Genomic DNA, 23314 nt, shown 5'->3' on the forward strand with positions numbered 1-23314 from the left:
CCGCCCGGGCCCGAACGGGGTTGCCCTGGAGGTCCGAGACCTCCGCAAGGCGTTCGGCGGGGTCCGGGCGGTGGACGGGTGCAGCTTCGCCGTCCCCGCCGGCAAGATCTCCGGACTCATCGGCCCCAACGGCTCCGGCAAGACGACGACCTTCAACCTGCTCACCGGGGTCATTCCCCCCGACGACGGCCAGGTGATCTACAGGGGCGAAGACCTCGCCGGCCTCAAGCCCCACCAGATCTTCGGCAAAGGCATCACGCGGACGTTCCAGGTGACCCGCATCTTCCGGGAGATGACCGTCCTCGAGAACATGCTGTCGGTGACCGGGCTCGCCGTCCCCGACCGGATCGCCCGCGAGCGGGCCGAAGAGCTGATCGCATTCGTCAACCTCGCCCATCTGCGTGCCGAATACGGCGGGCGCCTGTCCTACGGGCAGCAGAAGCTCCTGGAGTTCGCGCGCGCGCTCATGACCGACCCCGACCTGATCCTGCTCGACGAGCCGGCGGCCGGCGTCAACCGGACCCTGCTCCAGCACCTGCTCGACCAGATCCACCGACTTCAAGAAATGGGCAAGACGATCCTCATCGTCGAGCACGACATGAACGTCATCATGAACCACTGCGAGCGGATCTTCGTCATGGACTACGGCGTGAAGATCGCCGAGGGGCTTCCCGCCGAGATCCAGCAGAACGAGCGGGTCCTCGACGCCTACTTCGGCCGCCGGCGGGCCTGATGGCGCTGCTCGAGCTCCGCGACGTCCACGCCGGCTACGGCTCGATCAAGATCCTCCACGGCGTCTCCCTGGAGGTGAACGACGGCGAGATCGTGTCGGTCATCGGGCCCAACGGCGCCGGGAAGTCCACGACCTTCAAGGTGATCATGAACCTGATCAATTACCTCGGCGGCGAGGTCGTGTTCGCCGGCAGCAGCCTGGTCGGCCGCCGGCCGGACCGGGTCCTGGGTCTGGGCCTGGGTTACGTCCCCCAGGGGCGGGTGGTCTTCAGCACTATGACCGTCCGCGAAAATCTGGAGATGGGCGCCTACCTGGAGCGGGACAAGGCGAAGCTGAAGGCCTCCATGGACTACGTGTTCTCGATCTTTCCCCGCCTCGCGGAGCGCCAACGACAGCTGGCCGGGTCGATGAGCGGCGGTGAGCAGCAGATGCTGGCCATGGGACGCGGCCTCATGATGCGCCCGCGGATGCTCATGCTCGACGAGCCCTCGCTCGGGCTCAGCCCTCGCTTCGTCGACGAAGTGTTCGACAAGACCGTGACGATGGCGCGGGCCGGCCTGACCGTGATGCTGGTGGAGCAGAACGCGGCCCGCGCGCTGGAGGTCTCCGATCGGGGGTACGTCCTCGAGCTCGGCCGCAATCGCTTCGCGGGAACCGGCCAGGAGCTGCTCCACAACCCGGAGGTCCGGCGCATGTACCTCGGAGGGGCGATGGCTGGCGGCTGACCGCCACGATGGGCCGTCTCCGGCCCGAGTGAAGGAGGAGATCGCGAGGGTTCAACCTCCTCAACCCCTACGAGAGCAACGGCTGGGTGACCCGGACCGTCCGGCTCTGAGCGGTGCTGCGCCTGACGCTCAGAGAGCTCGGGGAGATCGGCCCCGTACGAAGTGGATGACGAGGAGCACCAGCCCGATGATGAACAGGATCCAGGCGATCTGGCCGGCGATCTCCGCGATCCCGGTCAGGCCCAGAACGCCCGCGATGATTCCCACGACGAGGAATATGAGCGCGTAGTAAAGCATGGCTTTGGCTTTCCTTTCAGTTCCCTTTCAGTTCGCTGGCACCAGCCCGGTAGGGGTGCACGGGCCATGCCAGATGCCAGGCGAGCTGAGGAAGATTTTGCCGGGCTAGCGCTCGATGCGGTAGCGCTTGAGCGCGTCGGGATCGATCGTGGCGCCGAGGCCGGGTCGATCGGTGAGCCGGATGACGCCCCCGTCGAGCTTGACCGGCTCGGCGACGACGTCGCCCGCCATCTTCAACGGCCCCACGGCTTCGCACCCCGGCAGGACCGCCTCGCTGGTGGCGGCCACGGCGGCCTCGGCCAGCGTCGACAGGGTCAGCCCGAAGCCATGGCCGATGACGACGCGCAACCCGGCCGCCGCCGCGCACTCGACCATCTGCCGCGTCCGCCCGAGCCCCCCTTGCTTCATGACCTTCACCTTCACGATGTCGGCGGCCTCCCGGCGGATGATGTCGACGAGGGATGCCGGCCCGGTCACGCTCTCGTCGGCCATGAGGGGGATGTCGATGGCTCGCCGGATTTCGGCCAGTCCGGCGATGTCGGTCCGCGGGATGGGCTGCTCGACCAGCGTCAGCTTGAAGGGCTGCAGGCGCCGGATGACGGGCACGGACTCCGCCCGCGTGAGGCTCTCGTTGAAGTCCACGCGCAGCGCCAAGGCGTCGCCGACGGCGGCCCGCACGGCGGCCACCCGCGCGATGCCCTCGTCACCGGCGCCCGCCACCTTGATCTTCGCCGTGGTGAAGCCTCGGCGCAGCCACTCGGTCGCCTCGCGCGCGGCCTGTTCGGGCGGTACCGTGCCGATCCAGGCGTTGAGGGTGACGTCGCGCGTCAGCGCCCCGCCCAGCAGCGAGTGCACCGGAACATCCAGCGCCCGCCCCTTCGCGTCCAGCAAGGCCATCTCGATGGCGGCCTTGGCCTCGAAGCCGTCCGCCGTCAGGCCGTCCATGATCATGAGCGCCCGGTGGAGGTTGAAGGGATCCGCGCCCACCAGCGCGGGCGCCATGCGCGCGACGGTGTCGTGAATGTCGACGGCGGTCACGCGCGAGTAGCCCGGGGTGGGATCGACGTTGCCCCACCCTTCCACGCCGGCATCCGTCGTGACCCTGACCAGCACACTGCGCTGCGCGCTGGTGGTACCGTGAACACCCCGGACGGGCGCCGCCAGCGGGACGTCGACGAGGAACGGCTCGGCGGTGAGGATGCGCATGGCCCGTCCATTATGCCTCGAAAGCCGGCCGTCCCCGCCCTGCTTCTACTTGTTGCGGAACATCTCGCCCACGCGGCCGGCCATGCCGGCGGCTCCGGAGCCCTCACCACCACCCTGGATCAGGGAATCGATCTGGCCGGACAGCCCCGCGGGGGCACGCTCTTTCAGGAACCCGACGACCGTATCGACGGCCGACCGGGCCTTGTCTTCGCTGATGCCGGCGCGCTCCACGACCATCTTGACCAACGCATCCATGCCTCTTCCTCCTGCGGTGAGACTTGCGGTCGTCGCCGGAGGTGCAACGCCCATGCCGCTACGGCCTTTCCTCGAACTCGGTGGGACGGTGCCCTGGATGAGAAAAGTTTTTCTCAGGAGGGCGGGGCCTGATCAGCGAAGGGACGACAGGTAGCGGGCGAGGGCGCGAATCTCCTCTTCGGTGAGGGCCAGGCGCGGCATGTGCGCGTTGGGCTTCTGCTGCTTGGGATCGCGCAGCCACGCGCGCAGCTCGGCCTCGGTGTACTTGCGGCCGATATGCGAGAGATCGTAGGCGATCGGGGTGCCGGCGGCGCCCAATCGATGACACCCGTAGCAACCCTGCGAGAAGAACAGCGCCCGCCCCGGCTCGCTCTTATCGCCGCCGGGCTGGCCCGCCGCCGAGGTCGTCAGGGCGAGCGCAGCCGCGCCCAACGTCATCGCCACACCCCTCATCGTCGTGCTCCCTCCCTTGGAGACGTTCTTGCACCGTGGGTGAGCATACCGTGAATGCCGCGCGACTTCTCGCCTGCCCGTTCCACCACGCGCTGAACAAATCATGGAGGGTTCGATGAAGGCCATGGCCGCCCTATCACTTGTCGTGATGATCGCGAGCCTCGCGACCGGCTGTCAGACGCTCACCGGCCGCTCGGCCAAGGAGCACTTCAACGACAAGTGGCTCACCCACGAGACCAAGGCCACGATCGTGGCCAGAAACGCCAGCGCGCTGACGGCGGTGGACGTCGACGTCAATCGCGGCGTCGTCTATCTCACGGGCACCGTGCCGACCGCCGAGCACAAGGCCCGCGCCGAGCAGGCGGCGCGCGGGGTCAATGGGGTCCGCGATGTCGTGAGCCACCTGGAGGTCAGGCAGGCGCGGCCGAGCAGCGCGCCGCGTTAAGCTGGATCTAGCCGCCCTTAAGCGACAGTTAAGGCCGCCGATCTAATCTTCCTCTCGTCGGAACAACCCGGCGGGAGGTGGAGATGGGGAAATCGGCACTGGGATGGTTGACTGTCGCGGGGTGGATGCTTGCCCTCAGCGGGCCGGCGGCCGCCGGCTCCCCCCTCGAGATCCAGGGCGCGCTGGAAGCCGACGCCCGCCAGGCTACCCCCGGGTTCGCGGGGTTCTCTGCCAAGCGCGGGGAGCAGTTCTTCAACGCCAGGCACGGCGGGGAGTGGAGCTGTGGCACCTGTCACACGCCCGATCCCCGCCGGCCCGGACGGCACGCGACCACCGGAAAGCCCATCACCCCCCTGGCTCCTGCCGCCAACCCGGAGCGGTTCACGAACCCGGCGACCGTCGACAAGTGGTTCCGCCGCAACTGCAAGGACGTGCTCGGTCGGGCCTGCACACCTGTCGAGAAAGGCGACGTGCTGGCCTGGCTGCTCTTCCTGGGAAAGTGACGACCATGCATCCGAGCTCCCTCGGCCGTGCCCTCCTCGCTGCGCTGGCGTGCCTCATCACGATGCTGGCGCCCCTCGTGCTCGCGCTCGTGGCGACCGGCCCGGCGCGCGCCGATGACCGCTTCGCCCTGCCCGCGAACGAGACCTGGAAGAAAGAGTGCGGAGCGTGCCACCTGCCCTATCCCCCGCAGCTGCTCCCGGCCCGCTCGTGGCAGGCTGTCGTGGCCGGGCTCGACCGGCACTTCGGCAGCGATGCCTCGCTGGATCCGAAGGCGGCCGCCGAGGTCGCCGCGGTCCTGGCGCGCCACGCCGGTCGGGATCGCGGCGGACCGACGGCGATCCGGATCACGGAGACCTCGTGGTTCCGCCGCGAGCACCGGAAGGTCCCGCCGGGGGTGTGGCGTGGCGCCGCGGTCAAGAGCCCGGCCGACTGCGCGGCCTGTCATGCCGGAGCCGAGCGGGGAGATTTCGACGAAGACGCCGTCCGGTTGCCCCGATGAGGGATGCGCGCATGACCCAGCGAAAGATCCTGGTGTGGGACGTCCCCACGCGAGTGTTCCACTGGCTGCTGGTCGTCTCGTTCGCCGGCGCGTTCCTGACGGCCGACTCGGAGCGGCACCGTGATTGGCACGTCCTGTTCGGCCTCACCATGCTGGTCCTGATCGGGTTCCGGCTGCTCTGGGGGATCGCCGGCACCCGGTACGCCCGCTTCACCAGCTTCGCCTTCGGGCCCCGCGCCGTGTTGCACTATCTCGGCGCTGTCGTCACACTGAGGGGCGTGCGCTACGTGGGTCACACGCCGGGCGGGAGCTGGGCGATCTGGGCGATGCTCGGCCTCGGCGGCCTGGTCGGCGTCACCGGCTACGTCGCTTACAACGACGGCCCGGATACCGTCGCCGAGGCCCACGAGGCGGTGGCCTGGACCCTGCTGGCCGTGGTGATCGTGCACGTCGTCGGCGTCGTCCTCAGCAGCGTTCTCCACCGGGAGAACCTCACCGGAGCGATGATCACGGGCCGCAAGCGCGGCGAGGCGAGCCAGGCCATCCGGGGAGCGCGCTGGCTCGTCGGGGCCGCGCTGCTGGCCCTGGTGGCGGCGGTCTGGCTGGACGTCGTCTCCATCCCCGGGCTTGCGGTCGTCCCTGACGCGGCGGCGGTCCGTCAGGCCAGTGGGGACGACGCCGACCAGCGCGACTGAGGATCGATGCGAGTGTTGCTGGTCGAGGACGACGCCCTGCTGGGTGAGGGCCTGCGGGCCGGACTCCAGCAGGCGCGCTTCGCGGTGGACTGGGTGCGGGATGGCGCGGACGCGCTGCACGCGCTCGAGGTGGAGTCCTTCGCCGCCGTCGTGCTCGACCTGGGGCTACCAGGGCTCAGCGGCCTCACCATGCTGCGCCGGCTGCGCGCCGCCGGCAACAAGACGCCCGTCCTGATCCTCACCGCCCGCGACGCCATAGAAGATCGGGTCACCGGGCTCGACGCCGGCGCCGACGACTACGTGGTCAAGCCTGTCGATCTCGCCGAGCTGGCAGCGCGGCTGCGCGCCCTCATCCGTCGGGCCAGCGGCGAGGCCGCGCCTGCCTTCCGGCGGGGGGCGCTGGAGCTCGATCCCGCCGAGCATCGCGTCCTCTTCCGGGGACGCCCGGTCGAGCTGTCCGCCCGCGAGTTCGCGCTGCTGCACGAGCTGATGCTCAATGCCGGGCGCGTGCTCTCCCGGGAGCAGCTCGAGGAACGCCTGTACTCCTGGGGGCGGGAGGTCGAGAGCAACGCGGTCGAGGTCCACGTCCACCATCTGCGCCGCAAGCTGGCGCCGGGACTCATCCGCACGATCCGCGGCGTCGGCTACCTGATGCCCCGGGGCCCCAATGGCTGATCCCTCCCGATGAAGGTCCGGCTGCTCGTCGGCGTGCTCGGCGCCGTCGTGGTCGTCTGGCTGATCACCGCGGCCCTGAGCTACCGCGACGCCCAGCGGGAGATCGACGAGCTCCTCGACGCGCACCTGGCGCAGGCTGCCGCGCTGCTCGTGGCCCAGGCGAGTCACGAGCTCGACGAGCTGGAAGAGCACGCGCCGGCCGCCCATCCCTACGGACACAAGGTGGCCTTCCAGGTCTGGGAGCGAGGCCGCGAGCTCCGGGTCCGCTCCGCCGACGCTCCGAACGCCCGGCTGTCGCCGCAGGTAGAGGGGTTCAGCGACACGGACGTCGACGGACGCCGCTGGCGGGTCTACAGCACGTGGGCGCGCAGGCAGCGCTACCTGATCCAGGTGGGCGAAGAGCGCGCCGCCCGCGACCGGCTGGCCGCCGCCATCGGCGTCAATCTCCTGACCCCGATGCTGCTCGCCCTGCCGGTCCTGGGCCTGCTCGTCTGGCTCGGGGTTCGCTGGGGAACGCGACCGCTGGCCATCCTCCGCGCCCAGGTCCGACAGCGCGACCCCGACAATCTGGCTCCGCTAGAGGTCACCGACCCGCCGGCCGAAGTGGCCCCGCTGGTGGACAGCCTCAATCGCCTGCTCGCGCGCGTGCGAGCGTCGATCGACAACGAGCGGCGGTTCACGGCGGATGCCGCTCACGAGCTGCGCACGCCCGTCGCCGCGGTCCGCGCTCACGCCGAGGTCGCGCGGGCCGCCGCCACCGACGCCGAGCGGCGCGCCGCGCTCGACAACATCGTGGCCGGTTGCGACCGGTCGGCGCGGGCGATCGAGCAGCTGCTGACCCTCGCCCGGCTGGACCCGGGTGATGCGGGCGGCCCGCACCAGGAGTGTGACCTGCGCGACCTCGCCCGGCAGGTGCTCGCCGAGGTGGCGCCGATGGCCCTCGCCAGGGGCGTGGAGGTCGAGCTGGCGATGGGGCCGCCGGTCGTGTTGCGCGGGAACCCGGGCTTGCTGACGATCCTGATCCGCAACCTGGTGGACAACGCCGCGCGCTACTGTCCTCCCGGCTCCAGCACCCGCGTCGACGTCGTTCACGACGGACCCACGGCCCGCCTCGCCGTCACGGATCAGGGTCCGGGAATCGCGGCGGCCGACCGCCAGACGCTCGGCCAGCGCTTCCATCGGCTGCCCGGCAGCCGCGAGACGGGCATCGGGCTGGGGCTTTCGATCGTCAACCGCATCGCCGAGCTGCATCGGGCGGCCGTTCGGTTCGAGGACGGTCCGGGCGGACGGGGACTCTGCGTCATCGTAGAATTTCCCGGCATCGTCGACCGGCAGGCCGTCGGGAACCTGCCCGGGAGATCCGTTGCCGCTGCCACTGTGAAGACAGCCTGAGCGGGAGGCAGTGCCATGGCGACTCGCACGATGGCCCTGGCCACGCTGGTGCTGGCCCTGGCCCTGGGCTCGACGGGCACGCGCGCGCAGCAACCGCGCGAGCGTCATTACTACCTGGCCGCCGAAGAGACGGTGTGGAACTATGCGCCGACCGGCAAGGAACAGCTCATGCACGGCGGCGCCATCCCCGAGCCCTGGCGCGGCGCGCTCGCGTGGCCCAAGACGCGGTTCATCGAATACACGGACGACGCCTTCACCGTGAAGAAGCCCCAGCCGTCCTGGCTCGGAGTGCTGGGCCCGGTCCTGCGCGGAGAGGTCGGGGACACTATCAAGGTTCACTTCCTCAACCGCTCGAAGCGGCCGGCCTCCGTGCACCCCCACGGCGTGCGCTACACGAAGGATTCGGAAGGCGCCCACTACCAGGCCGGCGGGGCCGGCGGCTCCGTGGCGCCCGGCGGGCGCTTCACCTACACGTGGATCGTGGACGAGGAGAGCGGGCCCGCCACAGGCGAGGCCAGCTCGAAAGTGTGGTGGTACCACTCGCACGTGGACGAGCCGGCCGACGTCAACGCGGGTCTGCTCGGGCCCCTGGTCATCACCGGGCGCGGCCGGTCCCGGCCGGACGGCACGCCGATCGACGTCGACCGCGAGTTCGTCGCGCTCATGATGATCTTCGACGAGGCCGGCGGCCACGAGCGCGGGCTCATGCACGCCATCAACGGTTTCGTCTTCGGCAACCTCCCCGGCTTGGTGATGAAAAGCGGCGAGCGCGTCCGCTGGTATCTGCTGGGGATGGGTAACGAGAAAGACCTCCACACCTTCCACTGGCACGGGAAGACGCTCCAGGCGCCGGCCCGGCGCACCGACGTTATCGAGTTGCTTCCCGGCAGCATGGTGACCGCCGACATGCGCGCGGACAACCCGGGCACCTGGATGCTGCACTGCCACGTCGCCGACCACTTCTACGCCGGCATGTACGGAACCTTCACGATCGAGCCCTAGCGCATCGTGTGGCTGAGCTCGCCGATGCCCTCGATCCAGAGCCGGAGCCGGTCGCCGGCCTTGAGGAACCGGCCCCGGCCCATCCCCACCCCGGCGGGCGTTCCCGTCATCACGAGGTCGCCCGGCTGCAGGGTCACGCGGGTGGACAGGTGCGCGATCTGCTCGGCGGTGGTGAAGATCATCTGACTCGTGTTCGAGTCCTGCATCAGCTCGTCGTTGACCCACAGCTTCATGCCGAGCTTCTGAGGGTCGGCGATCGCGCTCGCCGGAGTGATCCAGGGCCCCAGCGGACAGGAGCCGTCGAAGCACTTCTGGCTCAGCCAGTCCACCTTGAACGGCGAGGCATCGGGCAGGTGCGGCCGCCGCATCACGTCCCGCGCGGACAGATCGTTGCCGATGGTGTAGCCGGCGATGCAGTCCAGCGCCCGGTCAATCGTCACGTCCTTCGCCGGACGGCCGATCACCGCGACCAGCTCGACCTCCCAGTCCACCTTCTGCGAATAGCGCGGCAGCGCGACCCGCGCGCCAGGGCCGACGACCGAGCTGCGCGCGGTCTTGATGAAGTGCCAGGGCGCCAGGCCGATCTCGTGGGGATCCGGGGGCGGCGGGGCGTTCTGGGCCCGCGCCATCTCGAGGACATGGTCGGCGTAGTTGGCGCCGGCGCAAAAGATCGCCCCCGGGTAGAGCACGGGCGCCAGCAGCCGGCTGCGGCCGAGCGGCACGCCGCGGGCGCGACGCTTCTCGCTGGTCAGGGCCTTGGCCGTGCGGGCCAGCAGCCGCTCGGCCTTGCTCCAGTCCTCCAGCACGCGCAGCACGCTGGCGTACGCCGGCGTGCGGGTGATTCCGGCCGCGTCGTACACGGTGTCGCCGACCAGCACGCCGGCGCGCGCCTGGCGGCCCGCCTGATAGCTCAGCAGCTTGTAGCTCATGGCTCGTGCTCCTCTCTCGCGTTCCTAACGTGATCGATCGGGGCCGCCGCGGCGTGCCGCTTCGACCAGGGCGCGGACGCGGGCGGGTGTCAGCACCGGATCGCGGATATTCAGCAGGCCGTCGAAAGCATCGTCGACGGCGTTCGCGATCACCGTGGCCGGAGAGCAGGTCGGCCCTTCCCCGACCCCGCGAACGCCGAGCGGGTTGTGGTCGGTGGGGAAGACGAGGTGTTCGGTGACGACATCGGGGACGTCGTCGGCGCGGGGGATGGGGTAGTCCATCAAGCTGCCGGTGAGGAGCTGTCCCTGATCGTCGTAGACGATGCGCTCGCCCAGGGGCACGCCGAGGCCCTGGACGAACCCGCCCAGCACCTGCCCGTCGACGATGACCGGATGCAGCTGCCGTCCGCAGTCGTGAACCATGACGTACTTGAGGATGGTGACCCGCCCCGTCTCCGGATCGACCTCGACGACGGCCACGTGGACGCCGCTCGCCCACGTGACCGTCGGCAGGGCGTAGAACTTGGTGTCCCACAGGCCAGGGCCGCCGAGCTCGGCGAGCGCGCGGTCGCGCAGGGCCGCCCGCGCCAGCCGACCGAGGGGGATCGCCCGGGAGGGCACGCCGGCCACGAAGGCCTGACCGTTCTCGATCCGGATGTCCTGTTCGCCGGCCTCCAGCAGTCGGGCGGCCACCCGACACGCCTTTCGCCGTACGGACTCCGCCGCCATGGCCACGGCATTGCCCGTGTTGATCGCCACGCGACTGGCCCCCGTGCCGTAGCCGTGAGGAACCAGCGAGGTGTCGCCGCCGCGCACGCGGATGTCCTCGAAGCGCGCGCCCAGGTGCTCCGCGCACACCTGGGCGAACACCGTCTCGTGACCCTGACCCGAAGCCGACACGCCGATCGACACGGCGACCTGCCCCTGGTCGTCGACCCGCACCCCGGCCCACTCTCCCGGACTGGGACTGCCGCCGGCCTCCACGTACGCGGCGATGCCGAGCCCGACGTGACGGCCCTGTCGCCGCAGCTCGGCCTGCCGCTTCCGCCAGGTGTCGTAGTCCACCAGATCGAGCGCCCGCCGCAGCTCGAGGGGGTAGTCCCCGCCGTCGTAGCGGACGGGCACGCCATCGCGGTAGACGAGGTCTGGCGCGTAGGGCATCTCAGCGGGCTGGACCAGGTTGCGAAGGCGCACCTCGGCCGGATCCATCCCGAGCCGGCGGGCCAGGCGATCGAGGAGCCGCTCGACGACGAACACGGCCTCGGGCCGGCCGGCCCCGCGATAGGGCGAGCTGGGGACCTTGTTCGTGACCACCGACAGCCCTTCGGCGCGCAGGGCGGGGATGCGGTACAGGGACGGCAGGTGGTTGATGGTGTTGGTCGGCTCGTTGATCGAGAAGTAATGGTAGGCGCCGACGTCCTTCACGATCCGCACGTCCAGCGCGAGCAGCCGGCCGTCCACGGTGGCGGCCAGCCGCGCGTGGTGGTGCTGCTCGCGCGCCTGGTGCGTGCTCTGCATGAACTCCGTGCGCGTCTGGATCCACTTCACGGGCCGGCGCAGGCGGTACGCCAGGGCGGGGACGAGGACGTCCTCCGGGTACACGGCGATCTTCGGGCCGAAGCCGCCGCCCGTGTCGGGCACGATCACGCGCACCTGCTCGGCGGCCAGGCCCAGGAACGACGCCACTGCCGCGCGCAGGTTGAAGGGCTGCTGGTGGCCGGCCCACACCGTGAGGACGTCCGCGTGGGCGTCGAACGAAGCGCACACGGCCCGCGGCTCCAGGGCCATCGAGCTCACGCGGACGTGATCGAGCCGCTCCTCCACCACCACGGCGGCCTCGGCGAAGGCCCGGTCCACGTCGCCGACCACCTTCTGGATTCGGCCGACCACGTTGCTCTGGCCCTCGTGGACGCGGGCCGCGTCCTCGCGCATCGCCGCCTCGGCGGCGACCACGGCCGGCCACGGCTCGTACTCCACGACCACCGCCTCGGCGGCGTCGGCGGCGCGGTAGCGGTCGCTGGCCAGGACGGCAGCAACGGCCTCGCCCACGTGCCGGACCTGTCCCCGCGCCAGGACGGGCTGGGGCTGTGGCGAATCGAGGACCACGTACGGGTTCGTCGCATCCGCGCTGGCCGCAGGCAGCGGGGCCGCCAACTCGGGGAGGTCGCCGGCGACGAAGGCCATCACGCCGGGCTGGGCCCGCGCCGCGCTCACGTCCACGCGTGTCAGGCCCGCGCGCGCATGGGTCGAGCGCACGAGCGCCAGGTGCAGCAGATCGGGCGGGCGGATGTCGTCGACGAACCGGCCTCGGCCGACGAGGAGACGCTCGTCCTCCTTGCGGCGAGGCGACTGGCCGATCATGGCGGGGACTATCCATCCTCGGGCCCCGGAAGGCAAGGGGATCGAGCATAATGCGCGGCGGTGAGCAGCGTGCCGATCTCTCTCGAAGTGGCGATCTTCGCGGCGCTGGTGGTCTTCGTCGGGTACCTGATCTTCGGGGTCACCGGATTCGGCGCCTCGCCGATCACGATTCCGCTGCTGGCGCACGTCCTGCCGCTCGTGTTCGTGCTACCGCTGGCCTCGATCCTCGACCTGGGCTCGGCGCTGGCCCTGGCCTTTCACACGCGCCGCCAAGCGGACACCCGCGAGCTCCTGACCCTCGTGCCCTTCACCCTGGTCGGGCTCACGCTGGGCGTCACCCTGCTCGTCAGCCTGCCCCGCAACGCCACGCTGCTGGCTCTCGGCATGTTCGTGTGCGCCTACGCAGTGTACGTGCTGGTGCGTCGGCAGGCGCCCCGTCGCCTCACGCGGTGGTGGGCCGCGCCCGCCGGGCTCGCCGGCGGGGTGGTGGGCGCCCTCTTCGGCATGGGCGGGCCGCCCTACGTGATGTACATCACCGGCCGGGTCCCCGACCCGGCGGCCCAGCGCGCAACGATCTCCCAGATGGTGATTTTGAACGTCGGCCTGCGCGTGGTAGCCTTCGCGCTCGCCGGTCTCCTGCTCTCCCGCGCGCTCTGGATCGCGGTGACGATCCTGCTCCCGATGGCCTGGATCGGCGTGTGGGTCGGCAACCGCCTGCACGTGCGGGCGGCTCCGGCCACGGTGGCGCGCGTCGTGGCGGCCGCCCTGCTGCTCACCGGCGTCACCCTGATCGCGCGGACTCTCTAGCCGATGGCCGCCGGCGGCCCGCCGGTGTGGCACAATGCATCGCTGTGAGAAGCCGCGTGACGGTCACCGGGTTCCTCGCACGCTTCGCCTTCGCGTTGCTGGTCGTGGGGGCGACCTACAACCCTACGCCGTACTCGTTTTACGCGTGGGGGGAGCAGACGGGCTGGCAGTGGCGTCCGCCGATCGTCTTCGTCGGCGTCGTACTGCTCATCGGCTGGGTCATCTGCCTGAAAGCTACCCTGCGCTCGATCGGCGGCCTCGGCCTGCTCTTGGCCAACGCCTTCCTCGCCGCCTTCTTCTGGCTCATCGCCGACTGGGGCTGGCTGCCAATCGACAACGCGGCCGCCATCTCGTGGCTCGGCCTGTTCTGCGTCGCCGGTATCCTGGCCGTCGGCATGTCGTGGTCGTTGCTGCGTCGTCGCCGGCCGGCCTGACCGGTCTGCCTCACACCTTCTGCAGGGCCTCCTCGTGTGACTGGTGGACGGGGAACAGGGTCGAAAAGCCGGCGACGTCGAAGACTTCTCGCACCGGCTCCTTGATGAAGCGTCGGTCCCCGGATTCGATGCGGCCGAGAACCGCCGCCTCGAACGCTTTGGCCGTCGTCGTGTCCAGCTCGCCCGACAGGCTCAGCGTCACCACGTCAGCTGTTCTGCGCTCGGTGATCTCCATGGGCCCGAGCCTGCTCCGACGCTCTGTCACTCCGTAGGCGTTCGTCTCGGCTCGCGGCCGATCCGCCCGATCCGGCCCCGCGTCCGTGCCATGACCACGCGCTGTCCGGTCGGGACGGACTCAGTATAGTCGGGATCCCATCGTCAGCGCCGCGCGCAGTGAGGAGGCTTGTGCGCCTTCCGGATGTCGCTTCCCACGCCACCAGGGGTGTGTGACGTGACCTCGATGCGGCGAGGCGTGCAGGCCTAAGAAGCCGGCCGGTCTCATCTACGGTGTCGACGACAAACCCCCGCTCGCCGCCGCGGCCGGGAGCGCGCTAGCCGCTCTCGGCGGCGACTCAAACCTTCCAGAGGCCCCGGCTTTTGCCGGGGCGCATGGCCAGAAGAGGGGGAGTAGCAGGCGCGCTGCGCCCACTCCCCCTTAGCATTCCTGGACGTTCCCCATCGCTTTCAGCTCTCTCGCGGAGTCCGCGCGTCGTTGCCAGAGGGGAACCCGTACCCTATACTCGGCCGGCGGTGGACCGACCCGACAGGAGGTGCGCGCGATGAAACACGTGCTGGGCCGCTCGATCCTGGCCGCGGCTCTGACGCTGCTCGCGATCACCGGCGGCGGGCTGGCCGCGCCCGCGCTCGCGAAGACCGAGATCGTCTGGTGGCATGCTCACACGGGCTTCCTGGGCGAGCGGGTGATGGACCTCGTGAACAAGTTCAACGCGAGCCAGAGCGAGTACCAGGTGGTCGCGCTGCGGAAGGGGACGTACGCCGAGACCCTGACGGCGGCGGTCGCCGCGTACCGGGCCAAGGCCCCGCCGCACATCGTGCAGGTCTACGAGGTCGGCACCCAGACCATGCTCTCCTCGGGGGCGGTGTACCCCGTGTACCAGCTCATGGCGGACCAGGGCATCAAGGTCAACTGGGACGAGTATCTCAGCGTCGTGAAGTCCTACTACTCCAAGGACGGCAAGCTCTACTCGATGCCGTTCAACTCCTCCACGCCGGTGCTCTACTACAACAAGACGATCCTCAAGAAGGCCGGCCTCGATCCCGGCAAGGCCCCGGCGACGTTCGACGAGATCGAGAAGGCGGCCCGGGCGGTCGTCTCGTCGGGGGCCGCCAAGATCGGCTTCACCGTCGCCTGGCCTTCCTGGACGCTCGCCGAGAACGCTCATGCCTGGCACGACCAGCCCTTCGCCGACAAGGAAAACGGGTTCGCCGACATGGCGACCCGGCTCCTGATCAACGGCGAGTTCGGGGTCAAGCTCTGGTCGATGCTCGCCCGCTGGCAGAAGGAGGGGCTCTTCACGTACTCGGGCCGGGGCAGCAAGGGCGACCAGCCGATCAAGAACGGCGACGCGGCGATCGGGATCGCCTCGACGGGCGTCATCGGCTCGCTCGTGAAGACGGCGAAATTCGAGTGGGGCACCGGCAGCCTGCCCCGGCTGGCCGGCTACCCGCAGGGCAACTCGATCATCGGCGGCGCGACGCTCTGGGTCATGAAGGGCCACAAGCCCGCGGAGTACAGGGCGGTCGCGAAGTTCCTGGAGTTCCTGGGCCAGGTCGAGCAGCAGGCCTGGTGGCACGCGGAGACCGGTTACCTCCCCATCAGCACGCCGGCGCTGAAGCACCTCGAGCGGGTGGGGCACTTCCGGAAGCAGCCCGCCATGTGGACCGCCTTCGCCCAGATCACCAGTGGCCGGACGACGCCCAACAGCCAGGGCATCCGCCTGGGCGACTTCGTGGCGATCCGTGCCGTGATCGAGGCCGAGCTGGAGAATGTCCTGGCCGGGAAGAAGACGGCCCAGCAGGGGCTGGACACCGCGGTGGCGAAGGCCAACGACATCCTCAAGGAATTCGCCGCGCTCTACCGGTAGCCGGGCACCGGAGCCAGCCGGGCGTCCCGCATGAGGGCGAGGGTCTTCCGCAACCCGTGGCTCCCCTATGTCCTGGTGGCGCCGCAGGTCCTGATCACGCTCGTCTTCTTCTTCTGGCCGGCCTTCGAGTCCCTCCGGCTCTCTCTGTTCAGGGTCTCGCCGTTCGGTGACCGGCAGGTCTTCACGGGCGCCGACAACTTCACCCGCCTCTTCACCTCCGCCGACTACCTCCAGAGCATCCAGGTGTCGTTCGTGTTCGCCCTGGGCGTCACCTTCCTCACCCTCGCGAGCTCGCTGGCGCTGGCCGTGCTGGCCAGCCAGAAGATCCGCGGCCGCGGCGTCTACCGCTCGGCCATGCTGTGGACCTACGGGATCGCGCCGCCCGTGAGCGGGATCATCTGGCTCTTCATCTTTCACCCCTCGTACGGGCTCGTCCCCTACCTCCTCTCGACCGTCACCGCCTACGAGCTCAACTGGCTCCTCGAGGGCCGAATCGCGATGCTGCTGGTCATCCTCGCGGCAACCTGGGCGCGGCTCGGCTACGGCGTGGCCTTCTACCTGGCCGGCCTGCAGTCGATCCCGGACTCCGTCCTCGAGGCCGCCAGCGTGGACGGCGCGGGGCCCGTCCGGCGGTTCTGGGCGATCACGTTCCCCCTGCTCTCGCCGGTGACGTTCTTCCTGTTCATCATCATGATGGTGTTCGCCTTCTTCGAGACCTTCGGCATCATCCACGCGGTCACGCAGGGCGGGCCGGGCAACGCCACGACGATCATGGTCTACAAGGTCTACCTGGACGGCTTCGTGAACCTCCGGCTCGGACTGTCCGCGGCCGAGTCCGTGGTTCTGATGACGATGGTCATCGTCCTCACGATGCTCCAGTTCCGGTACACGCAGCGGAAGGTCTTCTATTGAGCATCGAGTGGAGCGCCGAGGCGACGCTCACTCGGCCCCGCGTCGGGGCTGCCCGGCGCCGGCGCGCGTGGGGACGGCTGGCCATACACGCGCTGCTCGTCCTGGCCGTGCTGGCCCTCGGCTTTCCCCTCTATTACGCGTTCGTCATCAGCACCCAGACCATCGCCGAGGCCACCGCCTCGCCGCCCCGGGTGCTGCCGGGAAGCCACTTCTGGACCAACTACACCGAGGTCTGGCACCGCATCCACATGGGCCGCCTGCTCCTGAACAGCCTGATCATCGCGCTCACGGTGAGCGTGGGGAAGATCGCGGTCTCGATGCTCTCGGCCTTCGCCATCGTGTACTTCCGGTTCCGCGGCCGGGAAGTCGTGTTCTGGATGATCTTCGTGACGCTGATGCTCCCGGTGCCCGTCCGCATCATCTCGACGTACAAGGTGATCAGCGACCTCGGCTGGATCAACACTTACGCGGGGCTGACCATCCCGCTGATCGCGTCGGCGACCGCGACCTTCCTGTTCCGCCAGTTCTTCCTGACGGTCCCGGACGAGCTGTCGGACGCCGCCCAGATCGACGGGGCGGGGCCGATGCGGTTCTTCTGGTCGATCCTGCTGCCGATCTCCTGGGCCAACATCGCCGCCCTCTTCGTCGTCATGTTCATCTATGGCTGGAACCAGTACCTGTGGCCGTTGATGATCACCAGCTCCGAGGACATGCGCGTGGTGGTGACGGGTATCGCGGCGTTCGTCCCCACGGGGACCCAGTTGCCGGAATGGAACCTGGTCATGGCGGCGGCGGTGATGGCGCTGCTGCCCCCGATCGCCGTGGTCGTCGCGATGCAGCGGTGGTTCGTCAAGGGCCTGACCGAGCCCGAGAAGTAGCATGGCCGACGCGGAGCGGCACCGTGAGCGCGGGGGGCCCGGAGGCCGGACGGCCACCTGGCTCCTGCTCGGGGTCTGGGTGGCCGCGCTCCTGGCTGCCGGGTTCGCCGGCCGCGCCCCGGCGGCGTTGCTGGCCGCCCATCGCGGTGGGGCCGGGCTCTGGCCGGAGAACTCGCTGCTGGCCTTCCGGAGCGCCCTGGCGCTCGGCGTGGACTTCCTGGAGCTCGACGTCCACCTCACCCGGGACGACCGGCTCGTGGTGATCCACGACCCCACGCTCGAGCGCACGACGACAGGGATCGGGGCGGTCCGCGCGGCCACGCTCGAGGAGCTCCGCGCCCACCGCCTGAGGGACGGCGGCGCCGAGCGGATCCCGACGCTCGAGGAGGTCCTGGACCTCGTCCACCCCACCGGGACCGGCCTGCTGCTCGAGATCAAGACCGCGCCGCGCCGGGAACCCTACCCCGGGATCGAGGATCGGGTGCTCCGTCTGCTCCGGGCGCGCGGGCTCGTCCCCCGCACCGTCGTCATGTCGTTCGAGCCCTCGATCGTCCGACGCGTGCGGGAGCTCGATCCCACGATCCGCACGAGCCTGGTCGTCTCCGCGCGCCGGCTCGGCCGCGAGGGCGCCGTACCGGCGGCGGCCGTCGCCTGGGCCGCCGACGCCGGGGCCACCGACATCGGCATCCAGCACACCCTGATCACGCCGGCCCTGGTCGCGGCTGCCCGCGCACGTGGCCTCCGGATCGGCGCCTGGACGGTCAATGACGAAGCGGCGATGCGCCGGATGATCGACTTCGGCGTGGACGTGCTGATCACCGACCGGCCCGACCTGGCCCGGACGCTGTTGTCCGGCCGCTGACCCAGGCGGCGCCTTCCCCGCGGCGTCACCCGCGTCACCCCGCCCCCCCGAGTCAAGGGCGGTTACATCAACTCTGCGATGAGCGCTCGCGCAATGTCCGGGGCGACCCCCAGTGGACGATGCGCCAGCGGGCCGCCCGCACCGAGGACCGGTTCTAGCTGATCCAGCGCCGGCAGATCCTGGCGCCTCCAGAAGAGGCCGATCGGGATGACCTCGCCCCACAGCCAGCCCTTCTCCATGGCGGCGTGAACGTCGGTGGGGTCATGACCCATCTCTTCCAGCTTGCGCGTCCTCTGCTTGAAGAACTCATGGGTGTTGTCGTGGTTGTACGTCACGCAGGGACTGAAGGTGTCGATCAGGGCGAAGCCTCTGTGCTGCAGGCCCCCCTTGATCAGCTCGACCAGCTGCTTCTGCTGACCGGTGAATCCCCGAGCCACGTACGTGGCCCCGGCGGCGATGGCCAGGGGAATCGGATTGACGGGGTTCTCGACGCTACCGAAAGGAGTGCTCTTCGTGTTCATCCCCTTGCTGCTGGTGGGGGAGAGCTGGCCGGTCGTCAGACCATAGATCTGGTTGTTCATGACGATATAGGTCAGGTCGACGTTGCGGCGCATGGCGTGCACGAAGTGATTGCCCCCGATGCCGTACCCGTCACCGTCTCCGCCCGTCACGACGATCTTCAAGTGGTGATTGCCCAGCTGAGCGCCGGTGGCCACCGCCAGGGCGCGGCCATGCAAGGTGTGCATGCCATACGTGTTGAGATACCCGGGCAGGTTCGACGAGCAGCCGATGCCGCTGATGGTGAGGACCGTATGGGGCTGGAGCCCCAGCTCGGCGATCGCTTGCTTCAGGGCCGCCAGCACGCCGAAGTCGCCACACCCCGGACACCAGTCGGGATCGACCTTGCCCTTGAGATCCTTGACCGTCACCTTGACGTGCTCGGTCTGAGCCATGGTGGCCATCGTCGTCTCCTTCACACCTGGATCTCGTGCACGGGCACGTAGCGTTTGGTCGAGCCCGCCAGAATGGCGGTGACACCGTCCACGATGTGGTGCGGCATGAACGGCTCTCCGTCGTATTTTCGGATATGGCCGCCGGCGACGATCCCGGTCTCCGCTCTCAGGTAGCGCGCGAACTGCCCGCTGTAGTTGTTCTCGACAATGATGACCGCGCGGCATCGGGACAGGATCGACACGATCGCTTCTGCGTGCAGGGGGACGAGCCATCTGATCTGGAGGTTGTTGGCCACGATGCCGGCTTCGGCCAGCTGTTGCATGGCCTCGCGAATGACGCCTTCGGTCGAACCCCAGCCCACCAGGGTGACGTGCGCGTCGGCGGGCCCATGAAGGACCGGCGGGGCCAGGAGCGGAAGGACCCCGTCCATCTTGCGCATCCGCTTCTCGTGGATGGCCTGGCGCTTGTGCGGGTCCGTGAATTCGTCGCTGATCAGCACGCCGTCCTCGTCGTGCTCGTCGGTGGCCACCACGTGGACGTATCCGGGGGTCCCCGGCAACGCCCGTGGGGAGACGCCGCTCTCGGTGACGAGGTAGCGCTTGAAGCCACCGTTCACGGGCGGCCCGTCACCGTTGAGGCCGACGACGTCACCGCGGTCGATGGGCACGTTGAAATCCAGCTCCGCCGGATCGATGCTGGACCGACCTTCGGACAGCAGCAGATCCGAGAGGATGATGCCGGGACACTGAAACTTGTCGACCAGGTTGAAGAGCGTGGGGACGACCTTGAAGCAATCCCCGATGTTCGTCGGCGCGACGATGATCCGCGGATAGTCTCCCTGGCCGGCCCCCATCACTTGCCAGAGATCGCCCTGCTCGGTCTTGGTGGGCACTCCCGTGGCCGGTCCGGCCCGCTGGACGTTGATGCAGACGACCGGGATTTCCATCATGGCCGCCGCGCCCAGGGCTTCGCTCATGAGGGCAAAGCCGCCGCCGGAGGTCGCGCACATGGCGCGGCACCCCGTGTGGGCCGCTCCGATGGCCATGTTGATCACTCCGATCTCGTCCTCGACCTGGCGCACCATGATGCCGAGCTGGCGCGCGTGCCGCGCCATCCAGTGCAGCACGCCCGACGACGGGCTCATGGGATAGGCACAGTAAAAGCGCACGCCGGCGGCCGCGCCGCCCATGGCCAGAGCCTGGTTGCCTTCGAAGAAGGCCAGTCGTTTGCCCGTGTCGGGCAGCGAGAACGGCAAGGCCGTGAAATGCGTCGCCGCGTAGTCGTACCCCGCGCGCGCGACACCCACGTTTTCGGCCACGGCGGCCGCGCCCTTCCGCCTGAACTGGAGCGTCAAGATCTCCTCGAGAATCTCGAACTCGACCTTGATCAAGCGCAGGACGGCGGCCAGCGCGAGGGTGTTCTGGACGAGATCGCCCCGGGTGGTGGGCGCCAGCGCTTTGACGGAAAACGGGCAGAGCTGCACGCCGTCGGGAACGACACCTGGCTTGATCGTGTCGCTGTTGAACAGCACTGCCGAGCCTGCTCGCATCAGCTTCAGGTGTCGATTCATCGTGTCCTGGTTCAACGGCATGAGCACGTCGATCTTGTCGCCCTGACTCAGCACAGGCTGGTCACTCGTGCGGAGAGTCAGGAAGATGTGGCCGCCGCGAATGATGGACTGGTAGGCATTGTAGGCGTTCACGTGAAGCCCGCGGCGCACGAAGATCCGCGCCAGAATGTCGCCCGGAGTGGCGATCCCCTGGCCCGCCGCGCCGCCGATACCGATGGCAAGGTCGAGTCTGCGCACCACCGATCTCCTGTCGGAGCGCATAGGTGACTCTTGCGGCGGTCCGCGCCGTGCGCCCCGCGCGACGGGAACCGGGCTGCCCCGGAAACGCCACCCTGTGGGGTGAGGGCGAGCGCCGGCAGCAGCGATCCCACGATTGCCCCAGCAATCCTGCGCCGAACAGGGGGCGCGGTCAAGACGTCATCGGAAATCCGATGCTATGCTCCCTTCGCGTTCCAGATGTCTCGATGGAGCCGCCACTGCCCATCAACCTTCTTCCACACGACGACAAATTTCACGACAGCTGTGCCACTGCTGAGCGTCAGCGTCGCCTCACCTACTTCATAACCAGTGTCGCCCGCCTGTTCGAAGTCCAGCGTGTTGAGCCGGACGTCCTTCAGCCCCAGCTGCTGCGCAACCGAGGCCCACATCTGCTTGATACTGTCACGACCTTTGACGATCGGTCCGTCAGGCGGAAACGCCATCGCATCGGGCGTGTAGAGCGCAGCGAGGCGGTCAACGTCTCCCTTGCGGGCGGCCTCCTCGAACTGGCGATTTACGGCGGCGATGTCTGATCGGCTCATCACATCCTCCTTCATAGAGGGCCTTGAGCTGGTGAGGAGGGACTGTCTCGTGCCGGATCGGGGCCACTTCATGCACGACCTCCAAACCGCCGGGCCGGTGAAGGTCGGAACGGTATCGCGAGCGTAGCCCGCCGTGTCTGGAGCAGTCAAGCAGCGTCCTTGACAGCCGTCGCTAACCGGCGCAGAGTCCTGCTACCGTCCTGACCCACCCGCTCTCAGGGGAGGCATCAGATGCCCCTGGACCGGCGACTCGAATAATTCTCCAACATCTCATCATGCGTTCTCAGGGCAGAAGTCCGCCGCGGGCCCACCTCCGACATGCTCCCCATACACGTGAGGACGAGTCGCCCACGGAGGGAATGTGATGGCTGAGAAAGAGAACCTCGAGGTTGTTCGTAAATCCTTCGACGCATGGAACGCTCACGATCCAGCCCGCTACGCCAAGCTACTGGACGAGAAGTACGTCCAAGAATCCGACACACTCCCACAAGCGATCAGCGGTCGAGAAGCTGGTCGCGAGGTCCTGCAGATGTACCTGAGGGCATTCCCTGACCTCCACCTCGATGTCGAGCAGCTACTGACGAGCGGGGATTATGTCGTCGTGCGGTGGACGGGCACTGGAACACATCGCGGTGAGCTGATGGGGATCCCAGCCACGAATCGATCCGCCGTGGTGCGCGGTTGCAGCATCGTGGAGGTTCGACGGGGACACCTGGTGCGTGAGTGGGTGTACTGGGACACCGCCCACCTCCTGCGCCAGCTCGGCGTTCTATCGATCGCTGCGTAGCCGTCCCCGATGCTGACGATGCCCTTGAGCACGCCGCTCTCCACCACGGGAACGTGCCTCACGCGGTGGTGAGTCATCTGGGCCATGACCCGCGTATCGCTTTCGTCCGGCACGCAGGTGACAACGCGACGGACCATCAGGTCCGACACGCGCAGATCGGACACCCTGGCCCCGTCCACGGCCAGATGGATGCCTCCTTCCGCAGGTGCGTGGGCCGGGGAACCGGCCGGCGTCGTCAGGGTAGTCCGGGACCTGTAAGCGGTCAAGGAACGCATCGTTGTTGGGAGGTGCCGTATGCCGAAGTACATGATCCAAGCGTCATACACGGCCGAAGGCGTTAGAGGTCTCATGAAAGATGGAGGCTCCAAGAGACGCGCCGCGGCGGAATCCGCAGTGAAAGGAGTGGGCGGCAAGCTCGAGGCCTTCTATTTCGCCTTTGGCGAGACCGACGTGTACGCCATCGCGGACGTACCCGACAATGCCAGCGCCGCCGCCATCTCCCTTGCCGTCACTGGCAGCGGAGCAGTCAACGCGAGAACGACCGTGCTGATGACACCGGAGGAAATGGACCAGGCCACGAAAAAGACGATCAGCTACGGTCCTCCTGGCCGCTGATCTCGGCCTCACCCGGTGAAACGGGAACGGAGGGACGATGCCAAGCGCCTTCTCGACGCGCTGGCACTTGACTTCGCCAACGGACGGGGCTACTCGGGTAGTTCATGGAGGGTACGCCACCCGACGATGGAGCCGCCGCCGAGAGCGCGCTAGCCGCTCTCGGCGGCGACTCGAACCTTCCAGAGGCCCCGACTTTTGCCGGGGCGCATAGCCAGAAGAGGGGGAGTAGCAGGCGCAGCGCGCCCACTCCCCCTTGGCATTCCAGTACCAAAAGCGGATCGGGGAGCCCGCCGGCGCTGAGCTCCCCAATCCGATTGGTGGGCCGTCAAGGACTCGAACCTTGGACCCGCTGATTAAGAGTGAGGTGCACTTCCGCGATGCTACGCACAGCTACCTACGCGCGTGATTCTACTGGCATA

The 23314-nt window shown here is 68.8% G+C and carries 27 protein-coding genes and 1 tRNA gene; 17 read left to right on the forward strand and 11 right to left on the reverse strand.

The features are described 5' to 3' along the window. Positions 1 to 70 precede the first annotated feature (70 nt). Positions 71 to 733, forward strand: a complete 663-nt coding sequence (locus tag VFR64_10050; GenBank protein ID HET9490080.1) for an ABC transporter ATP-binding protein — start codon at positions 71 to 73, stop codon at positions 731 to 733. Continuing rightward, positions 733 to 1458, forward strand: a complete 726-nt coding sequence (locus tag VFR64_10055; GenBank protein HET9490081.1) for an ABC transporter ATP-binding protein — start codon at positions 733 to 735, stop codon at positions 1456 to 1458. Before VFR64_10050 ends, VFR64_10055 begins: the two co-directional genes overlap by 1 nt. Positions 1459 to 1587: 129 nt before the next feature. Here the strand turns inward: VFR64_10055 and VFR64_10060 are convergent, their stop codons facing one another. From VFR64_10060 to VFR64_10075, 4 genes are all read right to left on the reverse strand, one after another. Continuing rightward, on the reverse strand, positions 1588 to 1755 hold the full coding sequence (locus VFR64_10060) for a DUF1328 domain-containing protein (GenBank protein HET9490082.1): 168 nt from the start codon (positions 1753 to 1755) through the stop codon (positions 1588 to 1590). Positions 1756 to 1860: 105 nt separating this feature from the next. Then, positions 1861 to 2961, reverse strand: coding sequence for an enolase C-terminal domain-like protein (locus tag VFR64_10065; GenBank protein HET9490083.1), 1101 nt, complete (start codon positions 2959 to 2961; stop codon positions 1861 to 1863). Between the two features lie 45 nt (positions 2962 to 3006). Next, the gene (locus tag VFR64_10070; protein ID HET9490084.1) at positions 3007 to 3216 is read right to left on the reverse strand and encodes a hypothetical protein; all 210 of its coding nucleotides are present in this window, start codon (positions 3214 to 3216) and stop codon (positions 3007 to 3009) included. Positions 3217 to 3348: 132 nt separating this feature from the next. Beyond that, on the reverse strand, positions 3349 to 3654 hold the full coding sequence (locus tag VFR64_10075) for a cytochrome c (GenBank protein ID HET9490085.1): 306 nt from the start codon (positions 3652 to 3654) through the stop codon (positions 3349 to 3351). Positions 3655 to 3784: 130 nt separating this feature from the next. On the opposite strand from VFR64_10075, the gene VFR64_10080 reads away from it, so the two are divergent. From VFR64_10080 to VFR64_10110, 7 genes are all read left to right on the forward strand, one after another. After that, positions 3785 to 4114 (forward strand): BON domain-containing protein, encoded by a 330-nt coding sequence (locus tag VFR64_10080; protein ID HET9490086.1) that lies wholly within the window; start codon positions 3785 to 3787, stop codon positions 4112 to 4114. A gap of 125 nt (positions 4115 to 4239) precedes the next feature. Beyond that, complete coding sequence (locus tag VFR64_10085) at positions 4240 to 4617, forward strand: DUF1924 domain-containing protein (protein HET9490087.1); 378 nt, start codon at positions 4240 to 4242, stop codon at positions 4615 to 4617. 5 nt (positions 4618 to 4622) lie between these two features. Continuing rightward, positions 4623 to 5117: a cytochrome C gene (locus VFR64_10090; protein ID HET9490088.1), complete on the forward strand. Its 495-nt coding sequence runs from the start codon at positions 4623 to 4625 to the stop codon at positions 5115 to 5117. Positions 5118 to 5128: 11 nt separating this feature from the next. After that, the gene (locus VFR64_10095; GenBank protein HET9490089.1) at positions 5129 to 5812 is read left to right on the forward strand and encodes a cytochrome b/b6 domain-containing protein; all 684 of its coding nucleotides are present in this window, start codon (positions 5129 to 5131) and stop codon (positions 5810 to 5812) included. A 6-nt stretch (positions 5813 to 5818) separates the two neighbouring features. Next, complete coding sequence (locus tag VFR64_10100) at positions 5819 to 6487, forward strand: response regulator transcription factor (GenBank protein HET9490090.1); 669 nt, start codon at positions 5819 to 5821, stop codon at positions 6485 to 6487. Positions 6488 to 6496: 9 nt separating this feature from the next. Then, complete coding sequence (locus VFR64_10105) at positions 6497 to 7879, forward strand: ATP-binding protein (GenBank protein ID HET9490091.1); 1383 nt, start codon at positions 6497 to 6499, stop codon at positions 7877 to 7879. Positions 7880 to 7894: 15 nt separating this feature from the next. Then, positions 7895 to 8881: a multicopper oxidase domain-containing protein gene (locus tag VFR64_10110; GenBank protein ID HET9490092.1), complete on the forward strand. Its 987-nt coding sequence runs from the start codon at positions 7895 to 7897 to the stop codon at positions 8879 to 8881. Here VFR64_10110 and VFR64_10115 read toward each other — a convergent pair. Continuing rightward, positions 8878 to 9810, reverse strand: coding sequence for a fumarylacetoacetate hydrolase family protein (locus VFR64_10115; protein HET9490093.1), 933 nt, complete (start codon positions 9808 to 9810; stop codon positions 8878 to 8880). The genes VFR64_10110 and VFR64_10115 overlap by 4 nt on opposite strands. Positions 9811 to 9834: 24 nt before the next feature. Beyond that, on the reverse strand, positions 9835 to 12171 hold the full coding sequence (locus VFR64_10120; GenBank protein ID HET9490094.1) for a xanthine dehydrogenase family protein molybdopterin-binding subunit: 2337 nt from the start codon (positions 12169 to 12171) through the stop codon (positions 9835 to 9837). Between the two features lie 60 nt (positions 12172 to 12231). On the opposite strand from VFR64_10120, the gene VFR64_10125 reads away from it, so the two are divergent. Further along, positions 12232 to 12978, forward strand: coding sequence for a sulfite exporter TauE/SafE family protein (locus VFR64_10125; GenBank protein ID HET9490095.1), 747 nt, complete (start codon positions 12232 to 12234; stop codon positions 12976 to 12978). 44 nt (positions 12979 to 13022) lie between these two features. Beyond that, positions 13023 to 13412, forward strand: coding sequence for a DUF6524 family protein (locus VFR64_10130; protein ID HET9490096.1), 390 nt, complete (start codon positions 13023 to 13025; stop codon positions 13410 to 13412). Between the two features lie 10 nt (positions 13413 to 13422). On the opposite strand, the gene VFR64_10135 is transcribed toward VFR64_10130, so the two are convergent. Then, the gene (locus tag VFR64_10135; protein HET9490097.1) at positions 13423 to 13647 is read right to left on the reverse strand and encodes a hypothetical protein; all 225 of its coding nucleotides are present in this window, start codon (positions 13645 to 13647) and stop codon (positions 13423 to 13425) included. A gap of 544 nt (positions 13648 to 14191) precedes the next feature. Here VFR64_10135 and VFR64_10140 point away from each other — a divergent pair. From VFR64_10140 to VFR64_10155, 4 genes are read left to right on the forward strand one after another with little or no spacing between them, the layout of a single operon-like run. Further along, a complete protein-coding gene (locus tag VFR64_10140) occupies positions 14192 to 15517 on the forward strand; it encodes an extracellular solute-binding protein (protein HET9490098.1) in 1326 nt (441 codons plus the stop codon). A 30-nt stretch (positions 15518 to 15547) separates the two neighbouring features. Beyond that, positions 15548 to 16429 (forward strand): ABC transporter permease subunit, encoded by an 882-nt coding sequence (locus VFR64_10145; protein ID HET9490099.1) that lies wholly within the window; start codon positions 15548 to 15550, stop codon positions 16427 to 16429. Then, on the forward strand, positions 16426 to 17307 hold the full coding sequence (gene ugpE / locus VFR64_10150; GenBank protein ID HET9490100.1) for a sn-glycerol-3-phosphate ABC transporter permease UgpE: 882 nt from the start codon (positions 16426 to 16428) through the stop codon (positions 17305 to 17307). The genes VFR64_10145 and ugpE overlap by 4 nt, the downstream gene beginning before the upstream one ends. 1 nt (position 17308) lies before the next feature. Next, positions 17309 to 18169, forward strand: a complete 861-nt coding sequence (locus VFR64_10155) for a glycerophosphodiester phosphodiesterase family protein (protein ID HET9490101.1) — start codon at positions 17309 to 17311, stop codon at positions 18167 to 18169. Positions 18170 to 18231: 62 nt separating this feature from the next. Here the strand turns inward: VFR64_10155 and VFR64_10160 are convergent, their stop codons facing one another. From VFR64_10160 to VFR64_10170, 3 genes are all read right to left on the reverse strand, one after another. Further along, positions 18232 to 19146, reverse strand: coding sequence for a 2-oxoacid:ferredoxin oxidoreductase subunit beta (locus tag VFR64_10160; protein ID HET9490102.1), 915 nt, complete (start codon positions 19144 to 19146; stop codon positions 18232 to 18234). Further along, a complete protein-coding gene (locus tag VFR64_10165; protein HET9490103.1) occupies positions 19143 to 20930 on the reverse strand; it encodes a 2-oxoacid:acceptor oxidoreductase subunit alpha in 1788 nt (595 codons plus the stop codon). The genes VFR64_10160 and VFR64_10165 overlap by 4 nt, the downstream gene beginning before the upstream one ends. A gap of 197 nt (positions 20931 to 21127) precedes the next feature. Next, positions 21128 to 21508 carry a DUF4440 domain-containing protein gene (locus VFR64_10170; GenBank protein HET9490104.1) on the reverse strand — a complete coding sequence of 127 codons (381 nt, stop codon included), beginning with the start codon at positions 21506 to 21508 and terminating at the stop codon, positions 21128 to 21130. A 349-nt stretch (positions 21509 to 21857) separates the two neighbouring features. Between VFR64_10170 and VFR64_10175 the strand changes: the two genes are divergently transcribed. Beyond that, positions 21858 to 22280 carry an ester cyclase gene (locus VFR64_10175; protein ID HET9490105.1) on the forward strand — a complete coding sequence of 141 codons (423 nt, stop codon included), beginning with the start codon at positions 21858 to 21860 and terminating at the stop codon, positions 22278 to 22280. 294 nt (positions 22281 to 22574) lie between these two features. Continuing rightward, positions 22575 to 22895, forward strand: coding sequence for a GYD domain-containing protein (locus tag VFR64_10180; protein ID HET9490106.1), 321 nt, complete (start codon positions 22575 to 22577; stop codon positions 22893 to 22895). A gap of 315 nt (positions 22896 to 23210) precedes the next feature. On the opposite strand, the gene VFR64_10185 is transcribed toward VFR64_10180, so the two are convergent. Then, positions 23211 to 23277 (reverse strand) — tRNA-Lys (locus tag VFR64_10185). Positions 23278 to 23314 lie beyond the last annotated feature (37 nt).

Source organism: Candidatus Methylomirabilota bacterium (assembly GCA_035709005.1).
Lineage (GTDB): Bacteria > Methylomirabilota > Methylomirabilia > Rokubacteriales > CSP1-6 > 40CM-4-69-5.